Raw genomic sequence first — 17743 nt, 5'->3', positions numbered from 1 at the left:
GGGGGCCGCTTAGTATTCCATACGCATGATGGCCGACACCGACCCACTGACGGGCAAAGGCCAGCGCATTTGGATGGTGTCCTGATTTGCGCCCTGCTCTAGCTCGACATAGGGCGTGGCATGAACGATCTGCCCGCCCGCATTTCTGAGCGGCCCCAACACCGTAACCGCATCGCATCCGCGTGCCTTGCCGCCAAAGGGCAACCGGCCGTCAGCAGGAATGGTCCAAACCGAAGATGCCGATTGTTGCGAGCGTCGGATCCGCAACGGGTTTTCCACCTTTGCGTTGATGCCATTGAACGTGTTGTCTTCGAAAATCACGTTCAGATGCGCCGAATGGTTCAGATCGGCAAAGCTGGTATCGACGCGGTCGGCCCGGTCGATACGACCGCTGCTTGACCTGAATTTGTTCCCGGTCACGACCACTCCGTTCAGATAGTGCCCGGCCCCATGAGGGCGAATGACGATCTGACTGAACCACGGCGCGACTTCGCTGGCATAAAAGATGTTGTCCGAAATTGTCATCGAACTGAAGGAATATCCGCTTGTGTAGACCGGGTTTGCATCCCGCTCGTTGGTCCATTCGACAAAGCAGTTGTCGACATAATTTTCGGAAATGGTCGAGCTGTTATAAGTCCCGGTCATGATCAGCCCGGCACTGCGGATACCCTGCGGAATGCTGTCACCCTGGAAAAAGTGGTTGCCTAAGATCAGGTTGTTGGATCCGGCCAACACAGCAAAATGCAGAAACCGCACGGCGCGATTGTGCCGTAGTTTGATATCGTTTGCATTGGCATTCAACGCGATGGATTTGCGGTCGGACACGTTGAAGGATTCTTCGGTCGACAGGAACTGGCAATTGTCGATCAGCATCCCCTGACATCCGGTCCCGTGCGAGCTGATGCCGCGATCTTTGGGCCGGCTGATAAAGCAATTCGTCACCGCGAAGGTACTGCCAGACGGCGCAAGCCGGATCGCACTGCTGCGGCCGTTGCACTGAAATTCGATCTCTTCCATGCCAAATTTGCGCAACGTACTGAAGCCGCTGAAGTCCAACAGGTATTTGAACGACTGGAACGTGAAGGTTTGCGTCCCCGCCGCATCAAAGAGCGGGTCATTCAGCCTGATCTCTCCGGCACCGACATCCTTGGAGCGCACATAGATTTCACGCCCAACACCATTGCCCTGCACCAGCGCGCCAACCGGAATGTTGGCGATGTTCTCCACATTGGTCAGCTTGGTCGAATCCGCCGGGTTGTAGGTTGCGACCGAGGTGAAGGTCTCGGTATCCCAGGCCGCGCTGCTTTTGACATCGAACTGCCCGTTACGGACGATGCGCCGGGTCGAAAAACCGCCCTGCCGGTTCGGAACGGCAGCGGCCATGTCAATTGGCGCTGTGACCGAGATTTTGCGCCCGCCCATATCCAGCGATTCATGATCCGAATTGTTCAACAACGCCTGAAACGCTTTTTTGAACGCAAGCTCCTCGTCCCCGAATGCTGCGATGTAAGCCGGTAGGTCGAAATTCTTTGTCAGCAACAGCATCTTGTCGTCGGGCATGTTGATAGTGCCCTCGAAATCTATCTCGGACGACATCGACGTGTTCTGCGCCAGAAAATAAGTGCCTTTCGGGACATAAATCCTGCGACCGCCAGCCGCCTGATCCGCTGCTTCGAACGCTACGGAATCGTCGACCACACCATCGCCGATTGCACCATAGTCACGCACGTCGACAGTGCTGATCATTTCGCGCAAGAAGATACTGGTGACATCGGTAATCTCGATATCATCGACCCGAATGACCGAACCATTGGCACCATCGATATTTAAGCCAAAATGCCCATAAAGCGCAGCAACGCCCCAGGGCATGTCGACGCCCGAGCGTTGACCATTGCCAACGATAGCTGTGATTTCATGGACGGTGCCATAGCCCGATAGCTGCGTGACCGGTCCCTGTTCGACCACACCGTTTACCTGCAGGTCACCTGCCCCGCCAGCCCAGGCCGCAATACGAACCTGCGGCAAGGGACCGCTGATGGCTTTGACACGTGCTTTAATTTGCAAATAGCATCCCGGGATCAGGGGCGTCTGTCCCATATAGCGAAGCTGTTGCGTGGCCTGCACTTTCAGGATTTCCAGACAGCCGCCGAAATCCGGGTCTGCCGGAACGAATGCCCCATTTGGTGCCCCGTTATAGGTTGGCGAACCCGGTGTCCCGTCGCCTCTGGACCAGACGCTCAGACCATTCGCAAAAGCAGGCGGCATGAAGACGATGCCGTCGGTGATTGCCTTGTTCATAGAAATCCCTTTCCCAATTGCGCGCAGCAGGTCACCGCGCGCACAAACCCAGTGTCCGGGGCTGCCCGAACGCAAAAGTCTGAGTACCGAATAGGGGTGAATGAAACGGTGAACCCTGCGAACTGTGGGTTCACGAAGTACGAACGGGCTGTGTTCTAGCGTACTCCGTATGCTTCGATGGACGGTCTCTGCGAACTCTCCGAACCCGCTGTCCCCGTCCCGCGCCCGTCACTTTTTCGAGTAGAGCGATGCCACGTGCGACACTGCTTTTCTCTGATCGTCGCTGTCTGGTCGGATGTAGTGCTGCTGCGCAGTCAACGGTGTGTGGCCCAGTTGTTCCGCAACAACATTGATCGGCACACCGGCCCTTACCATCTCCGTACCCATAACTTTCCTCCAGACGTGGGTCGGTTGGAAGGCCGGGAGTTCGAGGCCGCGTCGGATGTCTGCCAACGCCTGTGTGTAGGTGTCGGTTCGGACCGCGTTGCCCTGCCCGTCCACGAAAACCAGTCCCAGTCCTTCGGTGTCCCAAGTCCCAGGATTTGCCCGCAGCCGGTTTTCCCGGTTGGTCCGGATTTGCTCGGCCAACACCTCGACTGCTTCGGGTACCAGTGACAGGGTCCGCAGGCTGGCTTGTGCCTTCACCGGGGCAATCTTGTAGTAGACCCGCCCGTCTTTCGCGATCCGCATCAGCGATTGTTCTATTCGGATGGTCCCGTGCTGCAGATCGACCAGCCGTTCCGGCAATCCGAACAACTCGGACCTCCGCAACCCCGTGTACAACTGGAACCGGCCCGGCAACCGCCACTTGGAATCGTCTATCTCGTCTAAGTACAAGTGCAACTCGGCCCGGGTTGGCATCGGCATCCGGGGTTTGGGTTGGGCTTTCGGGGCTTTCGCGGCCTCAGCCGGGTTCCACGACAACAACCGCTGTGCACATGCGTCCCGGAGACAGACCCGCAGCAGACCGAGAACGGCACTGACGGTTGGCACGGCCAACGGTTTCTTGGACAGCGATGCTTCCCCAGTGGTCAGGGCCACGAGGAATTCTTCGATCATCTGCGTTGTCAGTTTCGATAGCGGCAGGTGCCCGAAGTAGGCGCACCACGCGTCCACCCGCGTCTTGTGGGCGTAATGTGTGTTTTCGCGGATATACCCGAGTTCAAGCCGCTTCTGCAGCCAGTCCCGAGAAAACCCCTCAACAGTGTCGCGGGTTTTGCGCACACCGTCTTGGTAGTCGGCGTCATACGAGACCGCAAATTCCTTCGCTTCGGCGTGGGTCTTGAACACCCGGGTCTGGCGCACTCGCTTCCGCTTGATGGGGTCCCAATACTCGGTTTGGACCCGCCAACGCGGGCCGGTTTTGCGTTGCACCTTCTGGATCGAACTCATGGCGCTGACCTGTTCTTGCGTTGAATGTATGTGTTTTTGTGGCGGGTGCTGCAGAAAGTCCGTCGCCCGGTCGGGTTGGTGAACACGCCCTCGCATTCGGGGCAAACGTCCATCCGGTCTTGTTGCTCCACCGTGAGGAAGGCATCGACCAGCACATCGCCCTCTGGCCTCAGAGCCACCCAACCGTGTGCACCGGGCACGGGTCCCGAGGGCTGGAAGGCCACGAGAGGGGCTTCACCCGCCATCAGGCGTCCCAAGGCCCCCGACAGGCTAACAACGCTCTTTTTCGGATAGGTCCATTCGTCGGGTGCCTGGTCGAAGATCGACCTCAACTCGCTGCACACGGCCACCAAGTCCCGGGCAACGTCGCCCATCAATTCGCCGGGGGTCCCACCGTACAACTCCTGTATCGCCAGTGACACGGGCAACCACTCGGGTTTGTCGGTGTCGAGGTCGCAATCTCCTATGTCGAACCAGATGGCATGCTTGCGTTGCGGAATGTCTTTCGCGGCCCGCAATCGCTCGACAAGGTCGGATGTACCGTTCGTAGTGTTCATTGAGTTCTCCTTAGCAACACAAACTAACAACATATCACAACAATACCCCATTGACAATTATGTATGTCAGCCAATCTAATTGATCAAACGAATCAATGAGTGCCTTTTAATATAGGGAAAAGTTGACAATGACACTGAAACTGCACGGAATCGGAGAGGTCCTTACCCCAGCCGAGGCTGCAGCCCGCGTTGGACAGACTGCAACAACCATTCGCCGCTGGTGCCGCCAAGGGAAACTGACCCGCGTGGCCGTGGCAAACAAAATCTACATCCTGCCCGACGAGTTGGATGACCTGATCAAGGTCGAGCCCCGAACCGTCGCCGCCGAATAACCGCCATCCCCAAGGGTCGCGGGGTAAGGCGATCCATACCATCATCAATCGCAAGGGAACCCAATATGCGATATCTACCACCAGAGGACCGCCGTTTGACAACGGCGCAGGCCGCAACCATCGCCGGGGTCGCACCCGGCACTATCACCCAGTGGGCTTTGAAGGGGCTTCTGCCCCGCTACTCAAAGGCCCCCAAGGGTGTCAACACTCAACAGTATTACTACGACGTCCGCGATGTCGAAGCGCTGTTCGAGGATGAACCTGTAGCTGCTGAATAAGGAAAAGGCCCCGGGGAACCAATCCGGGGCCTTAACAATTGGCGCTTTCGAAGCAGCGCTATCACCAATCTAGGGATACTGGAACATGGTGGGGTGGGTCCCGTCAATTTCCTCGTTTCCACAGTGATTCATAGGGGAAAGGATGACTATGCAACCAGAACAAAACCCCGAACCAGAATTGTGTCGGGGCCACGGCATCAACGACAAGCCCGGGACATCTTTCAACAGCATCACCATCTCTGGTATCCGCCAGCGGGCCGCAAACCCGCAGCAGGTACCCAAGGACAAGGCCGACTGGGTGATACCTTCGACCTATCGGGGGGCCGATGCCCGGTCTGCCATGCCCCAACTCAACAAAGGCGAGTTCTGGGCGCTCGTAGTTGATGTTGATGACGGCAACCCCAGTCTGGGCGAGGTCCGGGACGCGGTGGTCGAGGTTCTGGGCGTCTGCCAGACCATCATCTATTCGACCGCTTCGGCCACGAATGAACTGCGCAAGTGGCGGGTGATGATCCCGCTCAAGGTGTCTATCGGTGGAGGCGAATACGAACTGTTCCAGCAAGCGTTGGTGGAGATGCTGGACGCCGCAGGGATAGAAATGGACATATCCGGCACCCGGGTCGCCCAGTTGTCGTACCTGCCGAACCGGAGGCCCGATTTCTACGAGGCCCAGTGCACCGACGACCCGGTGTTGTTCTTGGACCCGAAGCACCGGCTGCGCAAAAAGGCCGACGCCATCCGAAAGGCCGCGCAGGTGGCCAACGAGGCCGCGAAAGCACAGCAAAAAGGTGGCATCCCGAACCAGATACAAAGGTACAACGACGACCACCCCGTCGAGGCCGAACTGGAGCGTTTCGGGTACATCAAGCAACGCGGGAAACTGTGGCGCTCGCCCTACGAGACCCGAGGGGCTGGAACCTCGATTCCGGTCCCGGGTCGCTGGGTTTCGTTCTCGGGCAAGGATGCCGACAACAAGGTCGGGTTCGGCACCAAGTCGGGTTTCCGGTCAGGCGATGCGTTCGACCTGCTGGTTCACTATGGACATGGGGGCGACCGCGAGGCCGCGTTCAGGGCCATCGCCAAGGACTATCCCCCGTTGTCCAAGCACCCCGAAAGGGATGCTATCGTGTCCGAGATTGCCAAGGACCATGACCCCAAAGGGCTGTCGTCGCTCGGGGATGCCGTGGCCGAGATTGAAGCCCGGTTCAAGGACGCGGGTATCCGGAAGCACAAAAAAACCGAGATAGAAGCACTGGTCAAAGCCGTCTGGGCGCGCGAGTTCGCGCAGGAGGAGGCGAAGGGGTTACCCGACGCCGTGTTGGAGTGGCCCAAACTGGAACCTAAAGGCACCACGGTGGTCCTGCCCGACCTGCTGGATGCGCTCGTGGACAGGTTCAAGGGCTACCTGTCGCTGGATGAACGAATCCTGGACCTACTGGCCCTGTGGGTCGTGGGCGCAGGTAACGCAAACCTGTTTTCTCAATACCCGCGCGTTTTGGTCAAAAGCCCCGAACCAAACTCGGGCAAAACGACCGTGTTGGAACTCATGGCCTTTATCGTGCCGCAGGCTGTGATTTTGGACCGGTCAACGTCCGCGTCTGTCATCGCCATGTTCGATATCGCCAAGGGTTCGGTCACGTTTTTCCTCGACGAGTTGGACACGTGGGTTGCCACGAAAGAAGGCAACGACGACATGACTGGTATCTGGAACTCCGGTTTTGAGCGGGGCAAACAATCCGCGAAGATGGAGCAAATGGGGAACACGTGGCAACCGGTGTTCCGGTCGCTCTACGCACCAGTCGCCGGGGCCTCGCTCCACGACCTGCCGCCCGCGAACGAGAGCCGTGCCTACGTGGTCCGCATGTTGCCCGACCGCACCGGGACCAAGCGCAACATCCGCAAGGAAAAGAACGTCCTTGGTGCCAACCCGCTGGACGACCTGCGACAACAGGTGGTGGATTTCTGGGCCATGGAACCCGGGGTAGAATTGGCCCCAAGCAACGAGGACCTTGATGAGCTGGGTGGTCGCGAAGCCGACAAGGCCGTGCCTCTGATCCTGCTGGCCCGGTTCGCGGGTGGCGACTGGTACGACCGACTTCGGGCTGGGATGGCCTTCATCAAAGACTGCGATGACCCAAGACAGGGGCCAAGTCGGGAACTGCTGGAGGATCTTTGCCGGGTGTACGTTGCAGGCCATCCGGGACACCTCCCGAGTTCGGACGCAGTGTCACGCCTGACAAACATGTCCGACCGACCGTGGGGCGACCGGAACGCCGGGATGGGTATCACGCAGGCCGAACTGGCAGATCTGCTGCGGCCCTACGACCTGCGCCCCAAGAACGTTTGGGTGGATGGCAAATCGCCCAAAGGGTACAAGCAAGAAGAACTGGAACACGTGTTCGAGGTGTACCTTGGCCCCGACTGGCCCAGCGTGTATCTGGAAGAACCTGTGGAGGACCCGTACCCCGACAGACCGACGTTCTAGCCGCTAGGGAGACGCCCCTAGCATGGCCTCTGGCGAACATACCGCTAGGGGCCCAGACCCCCGACAGAACAAACCCCGTTCGTGCTTTCGAGGCTGTCAACAGGGGGGTTGCTAGCGCCCTAGCGCCTCTCCGGGGTACAGAAAAAGAACGCAGAAAGCGAGCAGCCCAAAACCCCGAGAGACACACGCATAGGCTGTTTTACCCCCAGAAAGACCGCTAGGGCGCTAGGCGTGTATATTTTAATAAATTATAAAAAAATTCCGTCTGGGCTCTGAAATATTTCGAGGCCCTAGCACCCCCCATCGCTAGGTGGGGCTAGGGACAACGCTCTATCTATGTTCGTGTCCATGCCTGTGCTTTTTTGGTCGGGACAAGGGGCGCATTCTGTAAGGGGGGCGGGTTCGACGCTAGCTGCTAAAACACGCCAGCCACACCCGCCTAGCGTCTCCCTATCAAGCTATGAAGCGAGGATATTCGAATGCCAAAAGGAAGTGGTCTGACAACACGGAAAAGTGTCGCGACATCGTCTGAGCTTTGGAAACATATGGGTGATGATCCCATCGGATGGCCCGCGGATGTGGAGCCGTGGCAGCACGACCAAGCGAAGGTCGAGCGCGTTTTCCAAGAGGTGTTGTTGGGTCGTCCAAGATCTCGGTGGACCGGAACAGATGTCCATCTAGCCGCGATCTACGCTCGTACGCTTGTCGAACATGAATACACGCATCGAATGGTGCAAAAGGAAGGTCACCTAACTCAAAACAGCAAAGGCGATTGGGTTCGGTCGCCATGGCTGAGCCTTCACATCAACCTGCAGTCGCTTCTGATCGCCCAAGCCAAACAGTTGGGCATCGTGGCGCGTCCCGGAAACAACAAAACAGCAGACGATGAACGAGCATCAGCCGAGGCGGCAATTCGAAAACTCAATGAAAAAGCCGTATCCGAACAACTACTCGCCTAGTTTGTGGAATATTAAAAACATTTAACTCCTGTAAAGAGTACAAAATCTCAAACAATTGTGGCGGCAAAGGAAAGACAAATCATCGCCGTTGTTATTGGATGCCTCATTATTTTTCCAAAAATTGGTATACTCGAAATCATCTTTCTTCGGACCCATAAGCCCATAACGGAAGCGTAAAATAAAAGCGAAGCAAGTATAGAGGAAAGGTAAAATGCACTATAAGGAATTTCTTTTGATAGATAATCAGTGGCATGCTGATGAACTATAAGCTCTTCATCTGGAGTATTGTAAATGACAGTAATAATGGAGCTGCACTTTTCCCCTTCGTTCTCACTAACGCAGTAATTTCTAATTTTTGGCGAAGACAATCCATTACCAAAATCGTAGAAGTACCCAACATTAAGAAAAAACACATCCCTATAAACCGCCTTGTGGAACAAATTTTCCAGAACGTCGTACTGAGCAAACGAGCTCTGGTAAATTTCCCAAAACGTCTTCTTTATTGGTTGCTGTTCGATCCTTATACGAACCTTCGTTTCCTCTTTGGCTTCAAAATCATCACTCAGAAAGGGAAACGCATCCTTAAGGTCATCTTTGCCTGGTAGTTGGCTTTCAGATTGAATCTCCTCCCACTTTAGATGCCGAAACAGCGCGTTGATAGAAAAATCTCGATCAAGATAATCTGGCACTGCCGAATATAGGACTCTAAATTCCGCAGACCGCCCGTCAAACAATTCTAAATTGGCTTCGGCGAAAACGGACTTCCCAACTTCAGTGTAGTCAACAACGGTCGTAACCTCCAACTCGTAATCCTCGACATTATCGTTTACCTCCGTTACGGACATCTTCAACGCAAGAAACATAAATATTGGCATCACTAGCGTAAATATTTTGATCGAGGCCACGACATCTACAAATGCCAGTATATAATACCTAACCCGAAAGAGGGTTAGCGGCCTCCAGCCTATGGCATTTGAGCTCAGCGAGGGTTTTGTAGTCATAAATGAAACTACAGTTGAAGTTTGGAAGTATGAAATTGAATCTATTACACAATTTCCGATTAATAGACAAATAAATATAATTGGCGCGCTTAGATATTCTTTAAAGGAGCTTAATAATTTTTCTTTCTCATCCACAACCAAGTTAATTTGAAATAAAATAATTAACAGGGTAAAAATGATAGAAACCTGAAATGATCGTAAGATGTATGGCTTAATGCCTTTTTCAGAAAACAAAAACCGTAAAAAAATTTCTTCTTCAACAGCTCTAAGCGTTGAGGGAAGACTTAAATTCTCCGAACCGATTTTTTTATCGATCTTTGCGATTTTGGCATCGACAAATATACCGAAAGCGACAAACCCACTTGCCAAACTGAAAAATTCTTTAAAAAACTCATCCATTTTGAAGACCGTGATATATCTCCCGAAGTCGATCAAGTTTTTTTTTGACTTTTTGCTAGAGACTTCCAGCGACAGCCTATTACGAGTTCCTAGAGTGTATCGTACTTGCGGCGCGTAGGACCATGGTTTTTGGGTACCAAATTTTCTTTGTCTTTCACTACAGCGCGTCGCGCAACAACATGGATTTTCTTTCTTCTAACACGGCAGCACATCGCTAGGGCCCAATGCCGAGCGTAAATACCTCCACAACTCCCACCGCTGTCAATCTATTCAAACATATGATTTTGTTGATAAGATTTCTTCATCACGCCCTGACGAGGTGCCGATGTTGCTGACTGCGACCACTGCCGAAAAGCATTTACTGTCCTTACACAAGGACGGTGTAAACCTGCGGCATCGCTTATCCAAGGCCAGCACAGCCGAGGAGCAAGGCACCCATGGTTCCAGCGAAACCCGCGCCCGTATCTCGTCCGAAATCCGTCAACAACACGCCTTTGCAGCTGCCGCGTGCTTTGCCCCAGAACGCCGGGGCTTTGATGTCCGCCAAGCGGCTAGCGTTTTGCGTAAATGAACCAAGCCCTTCACGGCATCGCCAGCCAAGCGGTCCTAGACGCCACCGTCGCCACCAAGTTGGGCGTCCCGATGGACGACAGCGAGATTCAGGCCCGGGTTGCTGAAACCATGGCCCTGATACGAGTCGAAGCGCTCGAATCCACCGACCCACCATAGGGTCAACAACACAGCGAAAGAAGGAAACGACCAATGACCGTAAGACGTAGACGAGACACTAGCCAGAACCCCGGACCGACCATCCATGTTGGGGTTGAGTATCGCAAGAACCGCGACCCGTCGCTCATCGTGACGGACCCCCGGACGGGCAAGGCCCACAGGATTGCTTTGAAGGAGGACGGGCCCGAGGTTCGAGGCCTGTGCCGCAACAACCCGGTGACGTTCCGGAATTTTGAAGTCCCAATTTAGTATCCAACGGCTGGATATCGGTTTATCGGACCCCGAGGCTATCTCTTGTTGGCTTTGATCAACAATAAATCATTCATCCAGCGTCTAGGCTCAGGAATCATTAATCCGAAATCTGCGCTCTGCTTGCAAAGCGGACGTTCAGGCAGACAGCAGTCGTAGGTTTCGGATGTAGCGTCTGTCGGTGAGGGCAAAAGCCGACTTTCGCTGCAATCTGAACAAAGTGCTGCAACGCGGAACAAAGCGGAGGCTGGCTGATTGCAAGGAAATCTTGCTGGCGCCCGCAAAGCTTTCGTGCTTCGGTGCGTCTGAAATTGGAGAGGCCTATCAATCAGAAGAGAAAGTTGCTTTAGAACAATGAATAGATTTCTGGTAGTTGCAGCGATAATGTCAGCATCAGCTCTTAGCGCGCAGGAGAATCTTGACCCCAGAGACCTAGGGCTATCTCCAGACATGATCCGATCCATTCAACTCCGGATTGCTGATAATGCCACCGGAGCCTGTTGGACAAATCTGAAGGAAGTGCGTGAATACGCTGAGGAAAAGCTACGTGTTAAGAACTACAATGTCGTCGATAACCTTCAGTTGGCATTAGCTCCCGACTTTTGGTTTTGGGTTGGGGTAGCTGCTCAGCGTGATCAAATCGATACTTGCGACGGCACAATCAGTGTGAGTGTGCAGACCATGGCTGGAGTAGACCCGTTTTTCGGAAGACTTGTTTTGACACCGGAAGTTAACACAAGCATATCCGGCGCGGGTGATAACTTAAACCGCAGGGTCCTTGAGGCGGTGCGAGAAATGATAGACCAGATGTAGTTGGTGGTCGGGCTATTACTTCATCAAATGGCCTGCTGATTAAGCATGAATGGCTGGTCAGGGCCGGAAACTGCCCTTAGTGGGAACAAACCCAACGACTGCAAAGTCAGCACAGCAGACATTGGGCGGACTCTTCTGAATGTCTACTTCAAGCCCAAACGCACCAATGCTGCGCGATGCCCCAGTTAAAGCAATGTGCAGTAAGCGGACTTCGTAAAGTTTCAGACCATGAAGACCTAACAACTTGGCTTAGAAACTCTCAACCGACGACTTGTCTTTAATTTTTCGTTAATCCCACATGTGCAAAACCAGACTTCGTCTAATGACGACGGCAGAAATGAAACTTTAGAATTTTCATTTAAACTAGTCTGAAAATCTATTCCCAAACAATTGACCAGCAAAAGGTTTGGCTTGTGGTTTTGCAAGCCGTTACTTTTAGCTTTGCTGAGCAAAATCTCATCTCTCAACACAGGCCAGGAATCGTTTGGGTCGCCGTGACTATTGGGTCTAGCGGTATAGTAGCCGGGCCCATCAAGTAGCACGACAAAATTTCCGAGTTCGCATACTTCAATAGGTGTTTCGATTTGCGCCCGCTCTTTTAGTTTTGCAAGTCTTTCTGGGTTCAGATGTTTGCGTAGCTCAGCCAACACTTCTACGACAGCCTTATCGGGATTACCAACGAAACGGTTTTTTTCGTATTTGAGATTGTGCATGCGTTCGATGCGCAAATCTTTGTCCAAAGCAGATAGTAGGTCTTCAACCAACTGCTCGGTCCCCCACCACTTCGTGTAGTGATAACACTCAACATAAAGTTCCGAACCATCGCCATACTTCACATGGATGTCTGGCTTTGCCTTTGTCTTCGAGTATGGGAATGATACCTTGCCACCTTGGTCGGCAAAGTACTCATAGCACTGCAGCATCCACAAAAACTGATTAAACCTGTTCCACTTTATAGCCCAATGGTCTTGCTCAGAATTCCAATTTGAGTATTCGCGTTTCCAGCCTTCAGCTTCATAAGCTTGCGACAAAAGTTGCTCCCATCGAAGGAATACACTCTCCCCGTTGTACGTCGCCATTCGAAACGCCAAGCTGTGAAAGATCGACGGGCCGCCGTCGATCAGAATTCCTTCGAGACATGATGGCAAACACCCCAGCTTGGTGAGTAAAGGGTACGCGTTCCGTCGAGATTCAAAACGGTGTTGATCCGCAGCGTTCTCTAAGGCTTGCCATACGAGTGACCGCGCTTCTGCACTAAGTGCTGAGTTTGACACGTACTTGCTCCGAATTTTGGGCCGAATAGCTTATCAATGGCAGATACACCAATGGCAGCAAAGGGCTCCGGTATGAATATAGCCCCGGATGTGCTTTCGCCCCCGGAAGTACTTCCCGTTGGCTTCCTTGGGCATCAGACGGCGTCATCCCGATGGCCGGGTAGCTCCGGTTCGCGGGGCAAGGCGTCCGGAGCATCCACCTCGTGTTTCGTCAGCCACTCGCGGATCGTAGTCCATTCGTCCTGCAGGCTGGGCTTCGAGCGCCATTCCTGCAGTTGTTCGAGTTTGCATTTCAGGTCAAACGGGATAGTTCGGGGCCACTTGGTCATGGTATTTGTTCTATATTTGTTCTTATTCTGGTCAAGCGACATCTCGTGCGGCCAACCCCTTTTTTACTGCTTCCGCAACTCGGTCTAACTCCGCTTCTGACCGACTGTGCCATCTGTTGTAGGCCGGTGGAGCCAGCGATGGCATTTCGATGACGCAACTATTGGAGATGTCCAAACGAGCCAAATCCTTGGCCGCACCGCGACCGTGTACAACGACCACCTTGGGCGAAATTCGGTTGTGGACCCACTCGAAAATCTTGGTGCCGACCCTGCGCTGATCTTCGGTCAAATCGGCGCTCATGGGCGTGGAAAAGCAGATCACGTTGGTTTCCAGCACCTTTGCTCCAGCGCGTTTCAGGCGCTCCGATAGTCGGTCGATGTTTGTCCGAGTCGGGGATGTCTCGCACAGTTGTTCGTAGAGGCCACGACACGTTTGGCCGTTGCGATTGAACAGGGCATCAACATGCCGCTCTTGGTTGCCAACGAGGTCCACAGCGTAGCCATTGCGCTGGTTGCGCCCGACGATGAAACAGTTGACTTCGGATGGGTCCGACAAGTCGGTCATCCAAGGGCGTGGATATTGTCCGTCGATGGGTGCCGTGTAGGCGAATGCCTCCTGATACATACTATGTGCGTCCATCACGCCGCGTCCTCTGCAACGGGTCGACTGACCACGAAAGTCTCGGTGCTGCCGCAGACCGCGCCAAGGACTGCTGGGTCCGCGTTCTCATAGCCTTCGAACTCGACGAGCGCGATATCTTCTGCGGCCTCCGCTTCGCGGCCCGTGTCAAACTGTTGGGTGTCCAACACCGTCATTTCGGTCGTTTTGGGTAGCAAGTTGAATCGCTCCTCAACCGCCCTGTTGGTGACGCCCACCTTGATGTGGTCGATGCCATTAAGGGTGTCGTATAGGGCGACCCGGTACAGGATGGCCGGGGCCGATCGGTCAAACCCGGTATAGGCGCACTTGGTACACCCGGTGCCGCTGTTATAGACGGCGTTGGCCGTAGTGACCCACTGGTTTCCGCACTTACATTCGAACGTGTGATGGTCGTCAATTTTCGTGTATTCACCGACCAGCCAAATGCCCCGTGGTGCAATTCGCTCGTTGACCATTTCGGTCGTGACGTACATGCCTCGGCAGTGCGGGCACCCTTGACCGCGCTTTGTGACCTTGTCGGGGGTGTTCTGCCACTGGTGCCCCTTGGCGCATTCCCACGTCATCAACGTCCGGGCAGTTGTATACTCGCCCAACATGCGAATACCTCGACACGCCACCCGTTCGTTGATTTTGGTAGTGTTGAGTTGAGGTCGACCCGCGCATTCTGGGCAGCCCTGATTATTGCCGATAATGCTTCTGGCGGTCGACACAAAAGTGTGACCCTTGTCGCAAGTGAAGGTCAGTTTTGACGTAGAATTCTGATAATCGCCTTCAGCTTTGAAACCCCTAGGAGCCAGACGTTTGTTTACGGTCTCGATGCTGTGCTGGAATGCTTTCCGAAGGATTTCTTTACCGCAGGCTGGACACCCAAATTTACCCATCACCGAACTAGGGACGGCCTTCCAGTGGTGACCCTTGGTGCATTCGAATTTAGCCTTGATCTTGCTGTTGGTGTAGGGGCCCACGAGTTTGATGCCCTTGTGGGCAATTCGTTCGTTTACGATTTCTGCCGTTAATTTACGTGTCATGGTGGTTCCTCAATAATGTTATAGGGTTAGCCGGTCAGATTGGCTTGTGATTTTCTGCCAGTTTTTGGCTTTGCGCCTCTGGCGCGCGTTGCGCTGCAACTCTTGCCATCGCTCGGGGTTGGCCTCTTTCCATCGGCGCACCCGCTCCCGGTGCTGCCCTGGCTTGGCTTTGACCGCCGCAGCATTTTGGGCTTTCACGCACTCGGCACATGCAGACCGCTTGCCATCGGACGCGCGTTTGTCGTTGTAGAAAGCGGTCAGGTTTTTGACCTCCCCGCAGACTGTGCAGCATTTAATATCGTCCATTGTGGTTCTCCTTGGTTGTGTGAATCTTACATTCAGCAATGTGAATTTAAAAATCATGCGGGAACCACGGACACAATATATATTGTTGTAAATCAATTATTTACCGTTGTCACAACGGTGTTTGACAACGATGGATTGACCCGGGTATCGGGCCTGTGATTTCTGGAGGTGGGCTTTGGTCGGCCCGCTTTCGCTGGAAGAAACAAACGCCCCGGGTGAGTGGTTCCCCCGGGGCGTTTGCTTACACGACCTAATTCACAAAATGGCAGTTTACATGTTTGGGTGGGGATGCGAACGCCCCCGAATAGGTGCAATGCGTTTTCCTGTTAGGGCCCCGGTTGGCGGGGCGCTCCCTGTGCTTGGATGTTGCATCATCCGTCCTCAAGTGCCGGGAGCGTCCGAACGCCCGCCTCGCCCCGTCTTTTCCCCGTCCGAAATCTGGGCCCACGGCCCTCAGAGCCCGTAGCAACGGGGCCTTAAGCATATCGCCCAAGGCCCCTGTTAATCGAATAGGGATTAACCGCCGCTCATATCACCGTGACGGTGGTGTTGCATCAAGCGGCCGGATCTGAGTTTCCCAGAAGTTGCACACCATTGATCTTCCAGCCGTTTTCCTGCTGAATCATCTGATAATCCAAAACGTGCAATTGCCCATTGCCATCCGTAATCATGACCTTCTGCCACAATGCGCCAGCAACCTCTCGCAGTTCCAGAAAGCGAACTTCGGCAGGTCTCCAAACCATGGGATAACCATTGCGGACCATGGCTCCGAAGTTCTCGGGCGTCCCAAAAAAGTTCTGGATGTTGGGACTTGCAAAGGTAAAGGCCGTGACAAAGTCATCCGCCTTAAACGCCTGTATTTGCGCCGCAATATTTGCCTCGATCTCGGCACTTTGGGCGAACGCGCCCGTGGCCAGTCCGGCACTGAGCGAAACAGCAAGTAGTAAACGACGCATGGGGCCACCTCCTGTTGAAAGAGTAGGCCCATGCGGTTTCAGGTCAAATCAGGCCAGATCCCCGGCCAAAGCCTTGTCGATCAATGCGATGGTTTCCGGCACGCCGTAAAGGGCAATAAACCCGCCAAAGCGTGGACCCTGCGAGGCACCCAGCAGCACCTCATAAAGCGCAGTGAACCAGCCGCGCATCGGGTCGAACCGTTCCCGCCCGATGGAATACACCACCGATTGCAGCGACTCGTCCTCGACCGGGCCATCGTACGCCTCAAGCGCGGCTTTCAGAGCCTCCAGCGCTTCGCGTTCCTGATCGGTCGGCGCGCGGTGCTGGCGGGTGGGTTTGACGAAATCGTTGAAGTAACGCACGGCAAAGCCAGCAGCCTGATCCAGATCCGGGTGCGTGTCGGGCGTGGCCTCGGGCGCATAACGACGGATAAAGCCCCACAGCGCCTCTTTGTCCTCGGCCCCGGACACAGACGCCAGGTTCAGCAGCATCGCGAATGGCACGATCAGGGTGGATTCCGGAACGTTCCCGCCATGAATGTGCCAGACGGGATTGTTCAGCTGTGCTTTCAGATCCTGTCCCGGATACGCCCTCAATTGCTGATGATATTCATCATATGCCTTCGGGATCACGTCGAAATGCATCCGCTTGGCCGTCTTGGGCTTTTGATACATGAAGTAAGTCAGGCTTTCGGTCGGCGCATAGGTCAGCCATTCGTCGATCGACACACCATTGCCCGAAGATTTGGAGATCTTCTGACCGTTTTCGTCCAGGAACAGTTCATACGAGAAATGCTCGGGCGCGCGGCCACCCAGCGCACGACAGATCGCGTCATAGATCTTTTCGTTCGTGGCGTGTTCCTTGCCGTACATCTCGAAATCAACGCCCAGCGCAGCCCAGCGCGCGCCGAAATCCGGCTTCCACTGCAGCTTGACGTGGCCGCCTGTGACAGGAACCGTCCATTCTTTACCGGTCTCATCGTCAAAGGTCACGGTGTAGGTCTCAGCACAGACCTTTTTCATCGGCACATACATGACCCGCCCGCTTTCGGGGTGCAGCGGCAGGAAGATCGAATAGGTCTGCTTACGTTCGTCCCGCAGGCTTTTGAGCATGATCGCCATGATCTCGTCATAACGCTCAACCGCACGCTTCAGGATCTCATCAAACCGTCCGGACTCGTAGAATTCCTTGGCCGAGTAGAATTCATACTCGAAACCAAACGTATCCAGAAAACGGCGCAGCATCGCGTTGTTATGTTCGCCAAAGCTGTCATGCGTGCCGAAGGGATCTGGCACCGAGGTCAGCGGGCGCTGCAAGTGCTGTTCCAGAATCTCGGGGTTTGGCACATTGGTTGGCACCTTGCGCATGCCGTCCAAATCATCCGAGAAACAGATCAGCTTCGTCGAGATGTCCGACAGCGCCTCGAACGCGCGTTTGACCATCGTCGTTCGCGCCACTTCGCCAAACGTGCCGATATGCGGCAGACCTGAGGGACCATAGCCCGTTTCAAACAGCACGTATCCCTTTTCCGGAGCACCTTTCTGATAGCGTTTGAGCAACCGGCGCGCCTCTTCAAAAGGCCAGGCCTTGGACGACATCGCGGTTTCACGCAGTTCAGACATCAGATTTGCTCCATCGGGAAAAACAGTGTCGGTCGCCCGATGCAACCGACCGACCCCTCCTATTGTGCCGGTGC

19 protein-coding genes are annotated in these 17743 nt (G+C 54.5%); 8 read left to right on the top strand and 11 right to left on the bottom strand.

Translation table 11 applies throughout. The features are described 5' to 3' along the window. Nucleotides 1–9: 9 nt before the first annotated feature. The 3 genes from AC2FFP_RS11645 to AC2FFP_RS11635 form a co-directional block, all read right to left on the bottom strand. Nucleotides 10–2298: a glycosyl hydrolase family 28-related protein gene (locus tag AC2FFP_RS11645; protein ID WP_496844588.1), complete on the bottom strand. Its 2289-nt coding sequence runs from the start codon at nucleotides 2296–2298 to the stop codon at nucleotides 10–12. A gap of 228 nt (nucleotides 2299–2526) precedes the next feature. Continuing rightward, the gene (locus tag AC2FFP_RS11640) at nucleotides 2527–3690 is read right to left on the bottom strand and encodes a tyrosine-type recombinase/integrase (protein WP_496881058.1); all 1164 of its coding nucleotides are present in this window, start codon (nucleotides 3688–3690) and stop codon (nucleotides 2527–2529) included. Further along, entirely contained in the window at nucleotides 3687–4247 is a 561-nt protein-coding gene (locus tag AC2FFP_RS11635) for a hypothetical protein (protein WP_496881057.1), read from the bottom strand. Before AC2FFP_RS11635 ends, AC2FFP_RS11640 begins: the two co-directional genes overlap by 4 nt. 128 nt (nucleotides 4248–4375) lie before the next feature. Between AC2FFP_RS11635 and AC2FFP_RS11630 the strand changes: the two genes are divergently transcribed. From AC2FFP_RS11630 to AC2FFP_RS11615, 4 genes are all read left to right on the top strand, one after another. Further along, entirely contained in the window at nucleotides 4376–4579 is a 204-nt protein-coding gene (locus AC2FFP_RS11630) for a helix-turn-helix domain-containing protein (protein ID WP_496881056.1), read from the top strand. Nucleotides 4580–4644: 65 nt separating this feature from the next. Next, the gene (locus AC2FFP_RS11625; RefSeq protein ID WP_496881055.1) at nucleotides 4645–4857 is read left to right on the top strand and encodes a helix-turn-helix domain-containing protein; all 213 of its coding nucleotides are present in this window, start codon (nucleotides 4645–4647) and stop codon (nucleotides 4855–4857) included. Nucleotides 4858–4999: 142 nt separating this feature from the next. After that, nucleotides 5000–7342: a DUF3631 domain-containing protein gene (locus tag AC2FFP_RS11620; RefSeq protein ID WP_496881054.1), complete on the top strand. Its 2343-nt coding sequence runs from the start codon at nucleotides 5000–5002 to the stop codon at nucleotides 7340–7342. A gap of 479 nt (nucleotides 7343–7821) precedes the next feature. Then, entirely contained in the window at nucleotides 7822–8301 is a 480-nt protein-coding gene (locus AC2FFP_RS11615; RefSeq protein ID WP_496881053.1) for a hypothetical protein, read from the top strand. Between the two features lie 47 nt (nucleotides 8302–8348). On the opposite strand, the gene AC2FFP_RS11610 is transcribed toward AC2FFP_RS11615, so the two are convergent. Continuing rightward, on the bottom strand, nucleotides 8349–9701 hold the full coding sequence (locus AC2FFP_RS11610) for a hypothetical protein (RefSeq protein WP_496881052.1): 1353 nt from the start codon (nucleotides 9699–9701) through the stop codon (nucleotides 8349–8351). Nucleotides 9702–10026: 325 nt separating this feature from the next. On the opposite strand from AC2FFP_RS11610, the gene AC2FFP_RS11605 reads away from it, so the two are divergent. The 4 genes from AC2FFP_RS11605 (at nucleotide 10027) to AC2FFP_RS11590 (ending at nucleotide 11492) form a co-directional block, all read left to right on the top strand. Next, on the top strand, nucleotides 10027–10272 hold the full coding sequence (locus AC2FFP_RS11605; RefSeq protein ID WP_496881051.1) for a hypothetical protein: 246 nt from the start codon (nucleotides 10027–10029) through the stop codon (nucleotides 10270–10272). Further along, on the top strand, nucleotides 10269–10430 hold the full coding sequence (locus AC2FFP_RS11600) for a hypothetical protein (protein WP_496881050.1): 162 nt from the start codon (nucleotides 10269–10271) through the stop codon (nucleotides 10428–10430). Before AC2FFP_RS11605 ends, AC2FFP_RS11600 begins: the two co-directional genes overlap by 4 nt. A gap of 33 nt (nucleotides 10431–10463) precedes the next feature. Then, complete coding sequence (locus AC2FFP_RS11595; protein ID WP_496881049.1) at nucleotides 10464–10679, top strand: hypothetical protein; 216 nt, start codon at nucleotides 10464–10466, stop codon at nucleotides 10677–10679. A 450-nt stretch (nucleotides 10680–11129) separates the two neighbouring features. Then, entirely contained in the window at nucleotides 11130–11492 is a 363-nt protein-coding gene (locus tag AC2FFP_RS11590) for a hypothetical protein (RefSeq protein WP_496881048.1), read from the top strand. 236 nt (nucleotides 11493–11728) lie between these two features. Here AC2FFP_RS11590 and AC2FFP_RS11585 read toward each other — a convergent pair whose 3' ends face one another. The 7 genes from AC2FFP_RS11585 to AC2FFP_RS11555 all read right to left on the bottom strand — a co-directional run bounded on the left by AC2FFP_RS11585 (nucleotide 11729) and on the right by AC2FFP_RS11555 (nucleotide 17669). Beyond that, nucleotides 11729–12571, bottom strand: a complete 843-nt coding sequence (locus AC2FFP_RS11585) for a hypothetical protein (protein WP_496881047.1) — start codon at nucleotides 12569–12571, stop codon at nucleotides 11729–11731. A 329-nt stretch (nucleotides 12572–12900) separates the two neighbouring features. Continuing rightward, a complete protein-coding gene (locus tag AC2FFP_RS11580; protein WP_496881046.1) occupies nucleotides 12901–13095 on the bottom strand; it encodes a hypothetical protein in 195 nt (64 codons plus the stop codon). Nucleotides 13096–13126: 31 nt separating this feature from the next. After that, nucleotides 13127–13735 carry a hypothetical protein gene (locus AC2FFP_RS11575; protein WP_496881045.1) on the bottom strand — a complete coding sequence of 203 codons (609 nt, stop codon included), beginning with the start codon at nucleotides 13733–13735 and terminating at the stop codon, nucleotides 13127–13129. Then, nucleotides 13735–14784, bottom strand: a complete 1050-nt coding sequence (locus tag AC2FFP_RS11570) for a zinc-ribbon domain-containing protein (protein ID WP_496881044.1) — start codon at nucleotides 14782–14784, stop codon at nucleotides 13735–13737. The genes AC2FFP_RS11575 and AC2FFP_RS11570 overlap by 1 nt, the downstream gene beginning before the upstream one ends. 18 nt (nucleotides 14785–14802) lie before the next feature. Then, entirely contained in the window at nucleotides 14803–15090 is a 288-nt protein-coding gene (locus tag AC2FFP_RS11565) for a hypothetical protein (RefSeq protein WP_496881043.1), read from the bottom strand. 554 nt (nucleotides 15091–15644) lie between these two features. Then, the gene (locus AC2FFP_RS11560) at nucleotides 15645–16046 is read right to left on the bottom strand and encodes a DUF4864 domain-containing protein (protein ID WP_496778854.1); all 402 of its coding nucleotides are present in this window, start codon (nucleotides 16044–16046) and stop codon (nucleotides 15645–15647) included. 48 nt (nucleotides 16047–16094) lie between these two features. Continuing rightward, nucleotides 16095–17669: a lysine--tRNA ligase gene (locus AC2FFP_RS11555; RefSeq protein WP_496881042.1), complete on the bottom strand. Its 1575-nt coding sequence runs from the start codon at nucleotides 17667–17669 to the stop codon at nucleotides 16095–16097. Between the last annotated feature and the right edge of the window lie 74 nt (nucleotides 17670–17743).

The sequence above is a fragment of the Ruegeria sp. YTSC004 genome, assembly GCF_059609805.1.
This window is presented reverse-complemented; position numbering and strand designations above follow the sequence as displayed.

What these genes read in the sequence shown, in the direction of transcription:
- AC2FFP_RS11630 (WP_496881056.1), top strand. Translation starts at nt 4,376, where the DNA reads ATGACACTGAAACTGCACGGAATCGGAGAGGTCCTTACCCCAGCCGAG.
- AC2FFP_RS11590 (WP_496881048.1), top strand. Translation starts at nt 11,130, where the DNA reads ATGATCCGATCCATTCAACTCCGGATTGCTGATAATGCCACCGGAGCC.
- AC2FFP_RS11625 (WP_496881055.1), top strand. Translation starts at nt 4,645, where the DNA reads ATGCGATATCTACCACCAGAGGACCGCCGTTTGACAACGGCGCAGGCC.
- AC2FFP_RS11580 (WP_496881046.1), bottom strand. Translation starts at nt 13,095, where the DNA reads ATGACCAAGTGGCCCCGAACTATCCCGTTTGACCTGAAATGCAAACTC.
- AC2FFP_RS11600 (WP_496881050.1), top strand. Translation starts at nt 10,269, where the DNA reads ATGAACCAAGCCCTTCACGGCATCGCCAGCCAAGCGGTCCTAGACGCC.
- AC2FFP_RS11620 (WP_496881054.1), top strand. Translation starts at nt 5,000, where the DNA reads ATGACTATGCAACCAGAACAAAACCCCGAACCAGAATTGTGTCGGGGC.
- AC2FFP_RS11610 (WP_496881052.1), bottom strand. Translation starts at nt 9,701, where the DNA reads ATGGATGAGTTTTTTAAAGAATTTTTCAGTTTGGCAAGTGGGTTTGTC.
- AC2FFP_RS11605 (WP_496881051.1), top strand. Translation starts at nt 10,027, where the DNA reads ATGTTGCTGACTGCGACCACTGCCGAAAAGCATTTACTGTCCTTACAC.
- AC2FFP_RS11570 (WP_496881044.1), bottom strand. Translation starts at nt 14,784, where the DNA reads ATGACACGTAAATTAACGGCAGAAATCGTAAACGAACGAATTGCCCAC.
- AC2FFP_RS11565 (WP_496881043.1), bottom strand. Translation starts at nt 15,090, where the DNA reads ATGGACGATATTAAATGCTGCACAGTCTGCGGGGAGGTCAAAAACCTG.
- AC2FFP_RS11560 (WP_496778854.1), bottom strand. Translation starts at nt 16,046, where the DNA reads ATGCGTCGTTTACTACTTGCTGTTTCGCTCAGTGCCGGACTGGCCACG.
- AC2FFP_RS11645 (WP_496844588.1), bottom strand. Translation starts at nt 2,298, where the DNA reads ATGAACAAGGCAATCACCGACGGCATCGTCTTCATGCCGCCTGCTTTT.
- AC2FFP_RS11595 (WP_496881049.1), top strand. Translation starts at nt 10,464, where the DNA reads ATGACCGTAAGACGTAGACGAGACACTAGCCAGAACCCCGGACCGACC.
- AC2FFP_RS11640 (WP_496881058.1), bottom strand. Translation starts at nt 3,690, where the DNA reads ATGAGTTCGATCCAGAAGGTGCAACGCAAAACCGGCCCGCGTTGGCGG.
- AC2FFP_RS11635 (WP_496881057.1), bottom strand. Translation starts at nt 4,247, where the DNA reads ATGAACACTACGAACGGTACATCCGACCTTGTCGAGCGATTGCGGGCC.
- AC2FFP_RS11555 (WP_496881042.1), bottom strand. Translation starts at nt 17,669, where the DNA reads ATGTCTGAACTGCGTGAAACCGCGATGTCGTCCAAGGCCTGGCCTTTT.
- AC2FFP_RS11615 (WP_496881053.1), top strand. Translation starts at nt 7,822, where the DNA reads ATGCCAAAAGGAAGTGGTCTGACAACACGGAAAAGTGTCGCGACATCG.
- AC2FFP_RS11585 (WP_496881047.1), bottom strand. Translation starts at nt 12,571, where the DNA reads ATGGCGACGTACAACGGGGAGAGTGTATTCCTTCGATGGGAGCAACTT.
- AC2FFP_RS11575 (WP_496881045.1), bottom strand. Translation starts at nt 13,735, where the DNA reads ATGGACGCACATAGTATGTATCAGGAGGCATTCGCCTACACGGCACCC.